This is a genomic window from Nonomuraea sp. NPDC049624 (genome assembly GCF_040675255.1).
Lineage (GTDB): Bacteria > Actinomycetota > Actinomycetes > Streptosporangiales > Streptosporangiaceae > Nonomuraea.
This window is the reverse complement of the sequence record NZ_JBFAOR010000015.1, coordinates 162,551-174,246: the sequence shown is the minus strand read 5'-3', so window position 1 is coordinate 174,246 and position 11,696 is coordinate 162,551. Positions and strand designations below refer to the sequence as shown.

Sequence of the window (11,696 nt, the reverse complement as noted above, 5' to 3'; positions counted from 1 at the left end):
GCACCGCGTGGGTGATGATCTGGCTCAGGTCGGCCGCCAGCACCTCGACCGGCAGGCGGCCCACCAGGCGCTCGGCGGGCACGCTGACGACGTCGCTGAACACGTCGTTGACCCGCTGGACGCGGCCATCGCCGTCGAAGAACGCGAAGGCGAACTCGGCCTCCGACAGCATGCCCTTGAACAGGGCGGAGTCTGAGATGTCCACATCCGACTCCCGGGGACGGGGAACGGAGGTCTCGGCGCTCATGGTCGGCACCTCCGTCGCGTGCCAGGGTCTCCCACGCGGCACATCTCCATAACTGTGTATCGGCGTAGCGCAGCTCCGGGCGACCGGATTCTGCAGTACATCATCGGCGATGGGCATGCGCCGACGGAAGCCCCCGCCGCCGCCCGGTCGCCATAAGGGTCAACGCATCCTGTCAAAGTCGCTCCACATTGCGCAGCAAGATCAGGTTACTCGCCCTTGGCCGCGCGCTTGGCCTCCTGCTTGGCGGCGCGCACCCGGCCCAGGCTGTCGGTGTCGACCACGTCGGCGACCGAACGGTATGACCCCTCCTCGCCGTAGAGTCCGGCTGCCTCACGCCAGCCTGACGGCTGGACCCCCAGCTGCTTGCCCAGCAATGCCAAAAAGATCTGGGCCTTCTGCTTGCCGTATCCCGGAAGGGCCTGCAGTCGTTTCAACAAGTCTTTCCCGTCGGCCGCGTCGCTCCAGATGAGCTCGGGCCGCCCGTCGTAGTGTTCGACGAGGTAGGCGGCGAGCTGCTGGACGCGGGCGGCCATCGACTTGGGATAGCGGTGCACGGCCGGCTTCTGCGCCAGGAGCGCGGCGAACGCCTCGGGGTCGCAGGCGGCGATCTCCTCGGCGGTCAGGTCGTGCCCCAGCCGCTCCGAGATGGTGTACGGCCCCGTGAACGCCCATTCCATGGGAATCTGCTGGTCGAGCAGCATGCCGACGAGCAGGGCGAGCGGGCTGCGGCCGAGGAGCTCGTCTGCCTCGTCCCGCTGGGCGAGCTGGATGCGCATGGAAACAGCTTTGCACGAGAAGCGAACACAGGCGCCTCAGAGCCTTGACACAAGGCCGAGAAAAGATGAAATGGGAGCGCAAGTCACCCTGCATACGTTCCTGGGGGTTTGCTCCCGGGTCTCCAGAGGAATCTCACATCTATGCTCGCTCTGGCCACACGCTTCCTCAGGGAGCCGGTCAGTCTCCGGCTGGCCGAAGAGTTCCTGACCGTACCCGTGGACACGATCGACCGGTGCGTGGCCGACGTGTGCGCGTGCGCCGAGCATCTCGGCGTCCCGCCCACACCGGAGGTCGTGGAGCGCATCGCGCGCGAGCACCTGCTCGCCATCGTGAACTCCGCCCCGCCGCCCCGAAGTCCCCGCTGATCGCGGCTCCACCGATAACATCGGGGTCACCAGGCCGAGTTCTCTTCACCGTTTGCGCCTGGAATACGAGAGAGTGAGGGCGTGCGCCGACACCGACGAGATCCCCGGGAGAGCAGCCCGCCCGACGACGTGTTCCAGGAGATGGTGCAGGCGGCCCGCGAGCTGCTCGCGGTGCGCAGCCCTCTCGACGCGGAGCTGATGGTCTCAGACATGATCGGGGCCTGGTGGGGCAGGCGGGTCAGGGGCGGTGACGTGGAGCAGGTCCTCGGGGAGGGCCTGGTCGACTACGCGGCCAAGGCCGGCACCCCGGCCTCCCTGACGCTGCTGGTGTGCCTGGCCTACCTGGGCACCGCCCGCCAGGGCGCCAAGGCCGAGGGCGCGGCGCTGGCGATGATGGAGTCGGGCGTGGCCAGGCCGGGCTGGGCCGACAAGGTCGGCGCGGTCAAGCCCACCGGCTGCTACGTCTCCCGCGACGCCTACGGCGACCAGGACACGGTGATCTGCACGTTCGCCTACCGCTGGAACGAGGCATCGGCGCCGAGCGACCGGCACGCGCTGGTGGTGGTCGTCGACCACAACATGAACGGCATGGCCCGCGACGCGTGGGTGTCCTCGCACGTCGACAAGCTGCTGGAGCAGGCCAGGGCCGAGGCGGCGGGCAACCCGATGCTGCTGTTCGAGGAGATCCAGCCCGAGCAGGCCAGGGCGCTGCTGGAGTCGGCCATGAAGGCCACCAGGGAGCCCAAGACGCCGCCGCCGGTGAGCGAGAGCTACAGCGCCTACCACGCCTTCGCCCGCGCCCGGCTCAAGGCGCTGCCGCCGGGCCGCAAACGTCCGGCGCCGCTGCACATCGAGGCGCCCTACAGCCGCGAGCGGCGGGCCATGCTGGCCGCCGAGTTCCTGGCCTCCGACGCGGCCGAGCACCTGTCCGACCCGTCGGCGGCCTCGCGCTGCGCCGACCACATCATCGACTACGGCTGCGAGCGCGACTTCAACCGGCCGCTGCGGGTCAGCCCGACCAAGTGCGAGACGTTCCTGCTCGACTGGCTGCCGCGCAAGGTGATGCTCAGCGTGGCCGAGCAGGAGGCGATGCCGCACGTGCTGTCGGCGTGGGTGCGCTTCGCCGCGCGCCGCACCGGCCTGCCCGACCAGGGGCTCAAGGCCACGCTCGACGCGGTGTGGGAGGCCACGGGCAAGTTCCCCGAGGCCTACCGCGACCCCACGTCGTTCGGGCTGGACCGGCCGCTGCTGGAGCGGCTGCTGCCCGACGGCGACCTGTCGGCGCTGGCCCGGCGGGTGTTCGCGTTCCCCTACCTGCAGGGCGTGCACAACGGCATCGACCTCGACCGGCTCAACCCGGCCGACGAGGCCGACCGGCGCACGTTACTGGAGATCGACCACGGCGGCGTGATCGACCAGGAGCACCTGGCCTGGCACGAGGAGATCGCGACCCGGCTGTGGGACGGCGATCCGCCCCAGCTGTGGGAGGCCGCCCAGCGCCTGCTCGACCTCGGCCACGACCGCCACGACGTGCTCCACGTGCTGATCGAGATCGCCGAGCGCATCGGCGGCGACCCCGACGAGCTGGCCGCCGCGCTCGACGACATCGCCGACATCCCCGACGAGATCTAGAGTCCGTCCCATGTCGATGTACCGCCGGCTGGCCATGGGCCGCTACCTCGCCTCCGAGCACACCCAGGGGCCGTGGGACCCGGGCTCCCAGCACATGGGCCCGGTGACCGCCCTGATGGTCCACGAGCTCGACCGCACCGCGCCGCTGCCCGGCCTGGCGCTGTCCAGGCTGGCGGTCGACGTGTTCGCCCCGGTGCCCGTGGCCGAGCTGGAGGTCGTCACCGACGTCGTGCGCGACGGCAAGCGGGTGCAGTGCCTGTCGGCGGCCGTGTTGTCCGGCGGGCGCGAGTACGCCAGGGCCACCGCGTGGCGCATCCGCGAGGCCGACACGCCCGCCACGCCCGTCGCCGGGCCGCCCGCGCCCGTGCCGCCGCCCTCGCCCGAGCACGCGGCGTCCTACCTGGTGTCGGGTTTCGGCTACGGCAGGGCGTTCGACTGGCGGTTCGCCCGCGGCGGCCCGATGCTGACCGGCCCGGCCACGGTGTGGGGCAGGCTGACCGTGCCGCTGGTGGAGGGCGAGGAGATCACCCCGCTCGAACGGCTGGCCGCGTTCGCCGACAGCGGCAACGGCGTCAGCCCGGCCCTCGACTTCGCCACCCACGTGTTCGTCAACGTCGACCTGACGATCTCGCTGTTCCGCACGCCGGTGGGCGAGTGGACCTGCATGGACGCGGCCACCGCGATCGGCCCCTCCGGCCGCGGCCTGACCCGCACCACCCTGTACGACGAGCGCGGCGAAGTCGGCACGGCGACTCAGACGTTGTTCGTCGCGCCGAGGTAGCGCTGCGCCATGATGGTGGGATGGTGATCGACCTCAACGCCGACCTCGGTGAGGGTTTCGGCATCTGGCGGCTCGGCGACGACCTCGCGCTGCTCGACATCGTCACCAGCGCCAACGTGGCCTGCGGCTTCCACGCCGGCGACCCCGTGACGATCAGGCGCACGTGCGCCGCGGCCGTCGACCGCGGCGTGTCGATCGGCGCCCAGGTGTCCTACCGCGACCTGGCCCACTTCGGCCGCAGGGAGATGGAGGTCGAGCCCGAGGAGTTGTGCGCCGAGGTGCTCTACCAGCTCGCGGCCGTCGACGGCGTCGCCAGGGCGATGGGCGGCCGGGTCTCCTACGTCAAACCGCACGGCGCCCTGTACAACCGGGTCTGCCGCGACGAGGTGCAGGCGGCGGCGGTGATCGACGCCGTGGCCGACTACGACCCGTCGCTGCCGGTGCTGACGCTGCCGGTCTCGGCGGTGCACGGGGTGGCCGCGGCGGCGGGCGTCCCGACGGTGAGCGAGGCGTTCGCCGACCGGGCGTACACGGCGGCGGGGGCGCTGGTGCCGCGGCGCGAGGCGGGCGCGGTGATCCACGACGCCGCGGCGGTGACCGAACGGGCCCGCCGGATGGCCCTGGAGGGCTCTGTGACGGCCGTCGACGGCAGTACGGTGTCCGTCTCCGCCCGGTCGCTGTGCGTCCACGGAGACACCCCTGACGCCGTCGGGCTGGCCCGTGCCGTACGCAACGACCTGCTGGCGGCCGGAGTGGTCCTGCAGGCGTTCGCGTGATCCGTCCGGTGGGAGAGCACGCGCTGCTCGTCGAGACCGGGTCACTGGCGGCCTCCCATCGGCTCGACGCGGCCCTGCGGGCCGAGCGGCCCGACGGGGTCGTGGAGGTCGTGCCGGGGCCGGAGACCGTGCTCGTGGTGGCGCCGGGCGCCGATCCGGGGCGGTTGCGGGCCAGGCTGGCGGCCTTGGCCGGATCGGCGGGCCGGGCGGGCGAGCCGGTCCCCGACGCCGGGCCGTCGGTGACGATTCCCGTCGTCTATGACGGGGCCGATCTCGATTCCGTGGCGGCGCTGGCCGGGATCTCGGCCGAGGAGGTGGTCGCCCGGCACACCGGGAGCGAGCTGGTGGTCGGGTGGCTGGGGTTCGCGCCGGGGTTCGCCTACCTGACCGGGCTCGACCCGGTGCTGGAGGTGCCCCGGCTGGACACGCCGCGCACGTCGGTGCCGGCCGGCTCGGTGGCGGTCGCGGGGCCGTACTCGGCGGTCTACCCGACCGCCTCGCCCGGCGGGTGGCGGCTGCTGGGGCGCACGGCGACGCGGGTGTGGGACGTGACGGCCGAGCCGCCGTCGTTGTTCCGGCCGGGGATGCGCGTGCGGTTCGAGCGCGCATGATCGAGGTGATCGCGCCCGGCCCCTACGCGACCATCCAGGATCTCGGGCGGCCCGGTCTGGCCCATCTGGGCGTCCCGCGCTCGGGGGCGGCCGACGCGCCGAGCCTGCGGCTGGCCAACCGGCTGGTGGGCAACCGCGAGGACGCGGCGGGCATCGAGGTGACGTTCGGGCTGGCGCGGCTGCGGTTCCACGAGGGCGCATGGGCGGCGCTGACCGGCGCGCCGGCGCAGGCGCGGATGGGCGCGCCGTTCTGGGTGCCGCCGGGCGGCGAGCTGCGGCTGGGGACGCCGCAGTGGGGGCTGCGCACGTACGTGGCGGTGCGCGGCGGCATCGCGGTCGAGCCGGTGCTGGGCAGCCGGTCCACCGACTCGCTGTCGGGGCTCGGCCCCGAGCCGTTGCGGGCCGGGACGCTGCTGCCGGTGGGCGGGTCCGCCGCCGGGGAGATCTCGGTGGACCTGGCGCCGCCGCCGGGGCCCGCGCCCGCCGTGCTGAGGGTGCTCGCCGGGCCGCGGGACGACTGGTTCGTCCCGGGGGCGCTGGAGACGCTGTGCGGGGGGCCGTACGAGGTGAGCCAGGACAGCAACCGCGTCGGGGTGCGGCTGCGCGGGCCCGAGCTGAGGCGGGCCAGGAAGGGCGAGCTGCCGAGCGAGGGCATGGTCACCGGCGCGGTCCAGGTGCCGCCGAGCGGGCAGCCGATCGTGTTCCTCGCCGACCACCCGCCCACGGGCGGCTACCCGGTGATCGCGGTGGTGCGGCAGGCCGACCTGCCGGTCGCGGCGCAGCTGCGGCCCGGCGACCAGGTGCGCTTCACAACGCGACCTGGCCGCTGACGCAGGTGACGACCGACCCGCCGACCCACACGTCCCGCTCGTCGGCGGTGATCCGCACACGCCCGGCCCGGCCCAGCACGGTCCCCTGCCCCGCCGTGTACGGCGCCTTCACCCGCCCCGTGCGCAGCAGGAACTGCGCCAGGGACGCGTGCAGGCTGCCGGTCACCGGATCCTCGACGTCGGGGGCGAACACGCGTACCTCGTACTCGTACGGCGAGCCCTCCGGGCAGGGCCCCGCCACGCCGACCATGTGCTCGATCGCGCCCGGCCGCAGCTCCAGCACCTCCTCGGCGGCCGCGAGCAGGACGACCACCCAGCCGGGCCCGTTGTCGGCCCATTCGACGGCCAGCATGCGCTCGCGGCCGATGCGCAGGGTCTCGGCCAGCCGCTCGGCCAGCTCCTCCTCGACCGGCCCCGACCGCAACAGCTCGGGGGCGGCGAAGGCGAGCCCGTCCGCGGTCCTGCGCACCCGGATCAGCCCGGCCTCGCACTCCTGGACGATCTCCGCCGCGTCGCGCGGCCGGCCGCCGCCCTCCAGCCAGGCGTGGCAGGTGCCGAGCGTGGGATGCCCGGCGAAGGGCAGCTCGCCGCCCCCGGTGAAGATCCGCACCCGGTAGTCGGCCCCGGGCACGGTCGGGGGCAGCACGAACGTCGTCTCGGACAGGTTCGTCCAGGCGGCGAAGCGCCGCATCTCCTCGGTGTCCAGCCCTCGGCCGTCGAGCACGACCGCGAGCGGGTTGCCGCGATAGGGGACGGAGGTGAACACGTCGACCTGACGGAATGCACGTTGCATACGCGCAGTCTGGCCGACGGGTCTTCCGCCGGTAACCCCGCGCGCTCACACTGGGCGATGTGGCGGACTACGACGTGCTGGTGCTCGGCTCCGGTCCCGGCGGGCAGAAGGCCGCCATCGCGGCGGCGAAGCTGGGCCGGCGCGTCGCCGTCGTCGAGAAACGGAACATGATCGGCGGCGTCTGCATCAACACCGGCACGATCCCGTCCAAGACGCTGCGCGAGGCGGTCCTCTACCTCACCGGCCTCAACCAGCGCGAGCTGTACGGCGCCAGCTACCGCGTCAAGGACGAGATCACGGTCGCCGACCTCGGGATGCGCACCCAGCACGTGATCGGCCGCGAGATCCAGGTGATCCGCAGCCAGCTCGGCCGCAACCACGTCACGGTCCTGCCCGGCACCGGACGTTTCCTCGACCCGCACACCATCGGGATCAGCGGCGAGGAGGAGCGCAAGGTCACCGCCGACCGGATCGTGATCGCCACCGGCACCTCCCCCGCCCGCCCGGACAGCGTGCAGTTCGACGAGCGCACGGTCATCGACTCCGACGCGATCCTGCACCTGGACCGGGTGCCCGAGACCATGGTCGTGGTCGGCGCCGGGGTCATCGGCATCGAGTACGCCTCCATGTTCGCCGCCCTCGGCACCAAGGTGACCGTGGTCGAACGGCGCGAGCGCATGCTGGAGTTCTGCGACCTGGAGATCGTCGAGGCGCTCAAGTACCACCTGCGCGACCTGGCGGTGACCTTCCGCTTCGGCGAGCACGTCGCCGCCGTCGAACGCCGCCCGCGCGGCGCGCTGACCCTGCTGGAGAGCGGCAAGCGCATCCCCGCCGACTGCGTCATGTACTCGGCAGGACGCCAGGGCAAGACGGCCGAGCTGAACCTGGAGGCCGCCGGGCTGACCGCCGACGACCGCGGCCGGATCCGGGTGGACGAGCACTACGCCACGGCCGTGCCGCACATCTACGCGGTCGGCGACGTGATCGGCTTCCCGGCGCTGGCCGCCACCTCGATGGAGCAGGGCCGGGTGGCCGCCCAGCACGCGTGCGGCGAACCCGTGGCGGAGCTGCGGGAGCTGCCGCCCATCGGCATCTACACGATCCCCGAGATCAGCTTCGTCGGGAAGTCGGAGGACGAGCTGACCCGCGACCGGATCCCGTTCGAGGTGGGCATCTCGCGCTACCGGGAGCTGGCCAGGGGGCAGATCATCGGCGACTCGTACGGGATGCTCAAGCTGCTGGTCTCCTCGGAGGACCGGCGGCTGCTGGGCGTGCACGTGTTCGGCACGGGGGCCACCGAGCTGGTGCACATCGGCCAGACCGTGATGGGCTGCGGCGGGACCGTCGACTACCTGGTCAACGCGGTGTTCAACTATCCGACGCTGGCGGAGTCGTACAAGGTGGCGGCGCTGGACGCGATGAACAAGATGCGGGTGGTGGCCCGGCTCACCGCCGACATGTGACTTCTCCCAATTGTCGGTTCTGACCGCTACGCTCCTCGATGGTTCATCTACGGGAGGCGTACGTGCGCAGCGAGGCCGCGGGGAGGTGGCTGCCCGCGTTCCTGCTGCTGGCGGCCATCTGGGGCAACAGTTTCTTCTTCATCAAGATCGCCGTGGGGGCGCTGCACCCGCTGCAGGTGTCGTTCGGCCGCATGGCCGTCGGCGCGCTCACCCTGCTGGTCGCGCTCGCGGTGACCAGGCGGCCGCTCCCCCGCGACCCGCGGCTGTGGGGGCACTTCCAGATCGCCTCCGTCGTGCTCACCACGCTGCCCTTCACCCTGTTCGCCTACGGCGAGCAGTACGTCTCCTCCGTCGTCGCCGCCATCTGGAACGCCACCACGCCGCTGTGCACCCTGGCCTTCACGCTGGTGCTGCGGGCCGAGCGGGCGACCGCCGCGCGGGCGGCCGGGCTCGGGCTCGGGTTCGCCGGCGTCATGGTGGTGCTCGGGGTGTGGCAGCCCATGGCCGGCGGACAGCTCGGCGGCAGCCTGGCCTGCTTCGGGGCGGCGCTCTGCTACGGGGTCGGCGGGGCGTACATGGGGCGCTTCATCACCGGGCGGCGGTCCGAGCCGCCGGTGGTGCTGGCCGCCGGTCAGCTCCTGACCGGGGCGGTCCAGCTCGCGGTGATCACGCTGGTGGCGGGCGTGCCGCTGGTGGACACCACGGCGCCGGCCGAGGTCTGGTGGAGCCTGCTGGGCCTCGGCGGCCTCGGCACGGGCGTGGCCTACCTGCTGCTGTACCGGGTCCAGGCCCTGGCGGGCGTGACGACGACCTCGACGGTGACGTACCTGCTGCCGGTGTTCGCGGTGGCCTCCGGCGTGCTGCTGCTCGACGAGACGATCACCTGGAACCAGCCGGTGGGCGCGCTGGTCATCCTGCTGGCCATCGCGCTCACCCAGGGCGCGCTGCGGGTGCCCGCCCGCTCAGCCCTCCGCTGAGGGACGGCGTCCGCGGGGCGCGGGCTTCTTGCGGCCCGCCACCAGCGTGTCGCCGGGCACGGGGGTCGGGGCGGGCTCCTCGGTCGCCGGCGGGGCGGCGGGCCGGGTGCGGGGCCGGGGGTGCGGCATGGTGTCCGTCATGGGCGAGGGCGCGTCCTCGGACTGCTGACCGGTCTCCTCCGGGACGGCGTCCTCGGCGGGCTTCGACCGGCGGGCGGGCGGGACGGCGTCCTCGGCCGGTCTCGACTGGCGGGCGGGCGCGTCGGCGTCGCGCAGCGAGGCGATGACCCGGTCGGCCTCGGCATCGGCGGCGAACTCGTTGGCCGCCTCCGTCTCCCGCCTGCGGATCACCACCATGTGGTCGACCGACAGCCGCCCGGCGCCCACGACGGCGAGCAGGATGGCGGCCGCTCCGAGCAGGATCAGCTCGTTCATGCTGATGGGGTTGAGCGGCGGGGCCACCAGGAAGACGCCGAGCGCCTCGGCGAACAGGATCAGCCCGGTGACGGCGACGCCCAGCCCGGCGATCAGCAGCGCCCCGCCGATCAGCTCGGTGAGCATGGTGACCGTGGCCCACGCGCCGGGCGCGGGCGCGCCCTGCTGGAGGAACTTCGCGCCGGTGGCGGTGAGGCCGTCCTCCAGCTTGGTCCAGCCGTTGGCGAAGAAGATGCCGCCCACGCCGACGCGGGCGACTAAGGCGGCGACATCACGCAGGGCCTGTTTCACGGTATTTGTCTGCCCGGTGCGGGACACGGCACACCTCAATCACGGCTGAGCAGCATGGCCACCGCGACGGCGGTGAGGCTGAGCAGGACGACGCTGACGACCACGGTCGTGTGCAGGGCGTTGACGAAGGCCCAGCGTGCGGCGCCGAGCAGCGCGTCGCCGGTGCTGCCGCCGATCTCGCGGGCGACGTGGGCGGCGCCGGCCAGCGACTGCCTGGCCTGGTCCATGCCGCCCGCCGACACGCCGGGCACGGCGGGCAGGGCGGGCGCGTAGGCGAGCGTGGTGATCGTGCCCAGCACGGCGACGCCGAGGCCCGCGCCCAGCTCGTACGCGGTCTCCTCGATGGCCGCGGCCCCGCCGGCCCGGGACTCGGGGACCGACGACATGATCGTGTCGGAGGCGGCCAGCAGCGCCACCTGCACGCCGAACCCGATGCCCACGAAGCAGACCGCCAGCATCACGGGATGGCCCTCGACGCCCCAGCCCAGCGTGGGCGTCAGGGCCAGCGCGACGAGCCCGAGCCCGCCGCTCATCGTGGCCCGCATGCCGATCCTGGGCAGGATGTGGGCCGCCGCGAGCCCGCCGGTGACGGCCGACAGCACCAGCGGCAACATCCTGACCGCCGCGCGCACCGGGCTGTCGCCCAGCACGAGCTGCAGGTACTGGGCCAGCATGAGCTGGAGCCCGACCAGCGCGAACACGCCCAGCAGCACGCCGGCCACGCCGGTGGTGAACTCGCGCCGCCGGAACAGGGCCAGCTCCAGCAGCGGCGCCGGCAGCCGGGACTGGCGGCGGACGAACGCGACCAGCAGGCCGGCGCCGCCGAGGAAGACCAGCACCGAGGCCCAGAACGGCAGCAGGGTCCCCGCCCCGGCCTCCTTCAGCCCGAAGGCCAGGGCGAGCAGGCCGAGCACCGACAACACGGCGCTCGTCGCGTCCCAAGGACGTTCCCTGCGCAGCGGCGACTCCGGCAGCAGCCGGACGGCCAGGGGCAGCAGCACCAGCAGGATCGGCACGTTGATCAGGAAGACCGCGCCCCACCAGAGGCCGACGAGCACGCCGCCGATCAGCGGGCCCACCGCCGCCCCGGCCGCGGCGACCGCGCTCCAGACGCCGAGCGCGACGGCCCGCTCGCGCCGGTCGGTGAACACCTGGCGGATCAGCGAGAGCGTGGCCGGCATGATCATGGCGCCGCCGACGCCGAGCAGCGCCCTGGCCAGGATCAGGGTCAGCGGCGTGGGCGCGAACGCCGCGCCCGCCGAGGCCACGCCGAACAGCACGAACCCGCCCAGGACCAGCCGCTTGCGGCCGTAGCGGTCGCCGAGCGTGCCGAAGACGATGAGCAGCGGCGCGACGACGAGCGAGTAGCTGTCGATGATCCACAGCAGCTCGACGGAGGACGGTTCGAGCGCGGCCGTGAGCGCGGGCACCGCGATGTGCAGGACGGTGGCGTCGACCGTGATCAGGAGCAGGCTCAGGCAGAGCAGCACGAGGACGGCCCAGCGGTTGTCCCGTCGCGGGCGATCGGCACGCCGTACGAGGGGTGCGGCCTGGGTGACGGTCATGGGCCTCCTTGCAGGCCGATCCGGTCACCAGGGCCTGCACGTGCGCAACGGTCGAAAGCGGGGGAACTCACGGGGGGCGGTCTCGCGCCCTCTCCTGCCGCGGCTCTCCACTCCGGCTTGCGTGGCAGCTTAGGCCATGCCAGGCGCCCGGCA

13 protein-coding genes are annotated in these 11,696 nt (G+C 73.1%); 8 read left to right on the top strand and 5 right to left on the bottom strand.

Translation table 11 applies throughout. From position 1 onward, the window contains the following. A partial coding sequence (locus tag AB0J76_RS43405; RefSeq protein WP_364393258.1) for a PAS domain-containing protein occupies positions 1 to 205 on the bottom strand: 205 nt, incomplete at its 3' end. Between the two features lie 248 nt (positions 206 to 453). Continuing rightward, a complete protein-coding gene (locus AB0J76_RS43400; RefSeq protein WP_352329753.1) occupies positions 454 to 1,023 on the bottom strand; it encodes an HhH-GPD-type base excision DNA repair protein in 570 nt (189 codons plus the stop codon). Positions 1,024 to 1,164: 141 nt separating this feature from the next. Here AB0J76_RS43400 and AB0J76_RS43395 point away from each other — a divergent pair, with 141 nt between their 5' ends. From AB0J76_RS43395 to AB0J76_RS43370, 6 genes are all read left to right on the top strand, one after another. Continuing rightward, on the top strand, positions 1,165 to 1,389 hold the full coding sequence (locus tag AB0J76_RS43395; RefSeq protein WP_125639785.1) for a hypothetical protein: 225 nt from the start codon (positions 1,165 to 1,167) through the stop codon (positions 1,387 to 1,389). Positions 1,390 to 1,530: 141 nt separating this feature from the next. Continuing rightward, on the top strand, positions 1,531 to 3,021 hold the full coding sequence (locus AB0J76_RS43390) for a hypothetical protein (RefSeq protein WP_364393266.1): 1,491 nt from the start codon (positions 1,531 to 1,533) through the stop codon (positions 3,019 to 3,021). Between the two features lie 10 nt (positions 3,022 to 3,031). Further along, complete coding sequence (locus AB0J76_RS43385) at positions 3,032 to 3,802, top strand: thioesterase family protein (RefSeq protein ID WP_352326840.1); 771 nt, start codon at positions 3,032 to 3,034, stop codon at positions 3,800 to 3,802. A 20-nt stretch (positions 3,803 to 3,822) separates the two neighbouring features. After that, the gene (locus AB0J76_RS43380; RefSeq protein ID WP_352326841.1) at positions 3,823 to 4,578 is read left to right on the top strand and encodes a 5-oxoprolinase subunit PxpA; all 756 of its coding nucleotides are present in this window, start codon (positions 3,823 to 3,825) and stop codon (positions 4,576 to 4,578) included. Further along, entirely contained in the window at positions 4,575 to 5,189 is a 615-nt protein-coding gene (locus AB0J76_RS43375) for an allophanate hydrolase subunit 1 (RefSeq protein WP_352326842.1), read from the top strand. The genes AB0J76_RS43380 and AB0J76_RS43375 overlap by 4 nt, the downstream gene beginning before the upstream one ends. Further along, positions 5,186 to 6,019: a biotin-dependent carboxyltransferase family protein gene (locus AB0J76_RS43370; RefSeq protein WP_352326843.1), complete on the top strand. Its 834-nt coding sequence runs from the start codon at positions 5,186 to 5,188 to the stop codon at positions 6,017 to 6,019. The genes AB0J76_RS43375 and AB0J76_RS43370 overlap by 4 nt, the downstream gene beginning before the upstream one ends. Here the strand turns inward: AB0J76_RS43370 and AB0J76_RS43365 are convergent. Beyond that, entirely contained in the window at positions 5,997 to 6,812 is an 816-nt protein-coding gene (locus AB0J76_RS43365) for a PhzF family phenazine biosynthesis protein (RefSeq protein WP_352326844.1), read from the bottom strand. The genes AB0J76_RS43370 and AB0J76_RS43365 overlap by 23 nt on opposite strands. A 59-nt stretch (positions 6,813 to 6,871) precedes the next feature. On the opposite strand from AB0J76_RS43365, the gene sthA reads away from it, so the two are divergent. Both sthA and AB0J76_RS43355 read left to right on the top strand, forming a co-directional pair. After that, a complete protein-coding gene (gene sthA / locus AB0J76_RS43360; protein WP_352326845.1) occupies positions 6,872 to 8,275 on the top strand; it encodes a Si-specific NAD(P)(+) transhydrogenase in 1,404 nt (467 codons plus the stop codon). Between the two features lie 38 nt (positions 8,276 to 8,313). Further along, on the top strand, positions 8,314 to 9,252 hold the full coding sequence (locus AB0J76_RS43355; RefSeq protein WP_352326846.1) for a DMT family transporter: 939 nt from the start codon (positions 8,314 to 8,316) through the stop codon (positions 9,250 to 9,252). On the opposite strand, the gene AB0J76_RS43350 is transcribed toward AB0J76_RS43355, so the two are convergent. Continuing rightward, positions 9,238 to 9,978 carry a DoxX family membrane protein gene (locus AB0J76_RS43350; protein ID WP_352326847.1) on the bottom strand — a complete coding sequence of 247 codons (741 nt, stop codon included), beginning with the start codon at positions 9,976 to 9,978 and terminating at the stop codon, positions 9,238 to 9,240. The two genes, AB0J76_RS43355 and AB0J76_RS43350, sit on opposite strands and share 15 nt — an antisense overlap. 35 nt (positions 9,979 to 10,013) lie before the next feature. Further along, positions 10,014 to 11,543: an MFS transporter gene (locus AB0J76_RS43345; RefSeq protein ID WP_352326848.1), complete on the bottom strand. Its 1,530-nt coding sequence runs from the start codon at positions 11,541 to 11,543 to the stop codon at positions 10,014 to 10,016. Between the last annotated feature and the right edge of the window lie 153 nt (positions 11,544 to 11,696).

Bases quoted from the DNA above. Each gene is read 5' to 3' on its own strand.
- AB0J76_RS43400 (WP_352329753.1), bottom strand. From the start codon at position 1,023: ATGCGCATCCAGCTCGCCCAGCGGGACGAGGCAGACGAGCTCCTCGGC.
- AB0J76_RS43395 (WP_125639785.1), top strand. From the start codon at position 1,165: ATGCTCGCTCTGGCCACACGCTTCCTCAGGGAGCCGGTCAGTCTCCGG.
- AB0J76_RS43390 (WP_364393266.1), top strand. From the start codon at position 1,531: ATGGTGCAGGCGGCCCGCGAGCTGCTCGCGGTGCGCAGCCCTCTCGAC.
- AB0J76_RS43385 (WP_352326840.1), top strand. From the start codon at position 3,032: ATGTCGATGTACCGCCGGCTGGCCATGGGCCGCTACCTCGCCTCCGAG.
- AB0J76_RS43380 (WP_352326841.1), top strand. From the start codon at position 3,823: ATGGTGATCGACCTCAACGCCGACCTCGGTGAGGGTTTCGGCATCTGG.
- AB0J76_RS43370 (WP_352326843.1), top strand. From the start codon at position 5,186: ATGATCGAGGTGATCGCGCCCGGCCCCTACGCGACCATCCAGGATCTC.
- AB0J76_RS43365 (WP_352326844.1), bottom strand. From the start codon at position 6,812: ATGCAACGTGCATTCCGTCAGGTCGACGTGTTCACCTCCGTCCCCTAT.
- AB0J76_RS43355 (WP_352326846.1), top strand. From the start codon at position 8,314: ATGGTTCATCTACGGGAGGCGTACGTGCGCAGCGAGGCCGCGGGGAGG.
- AB0J76_RS43345 (WP_352326848.1), bottom strand. From the start codon at position 11,543: ATGACCGTCACCCAGGCCGCACCCCTCGTACGGCGTGCCGATCGCCCG.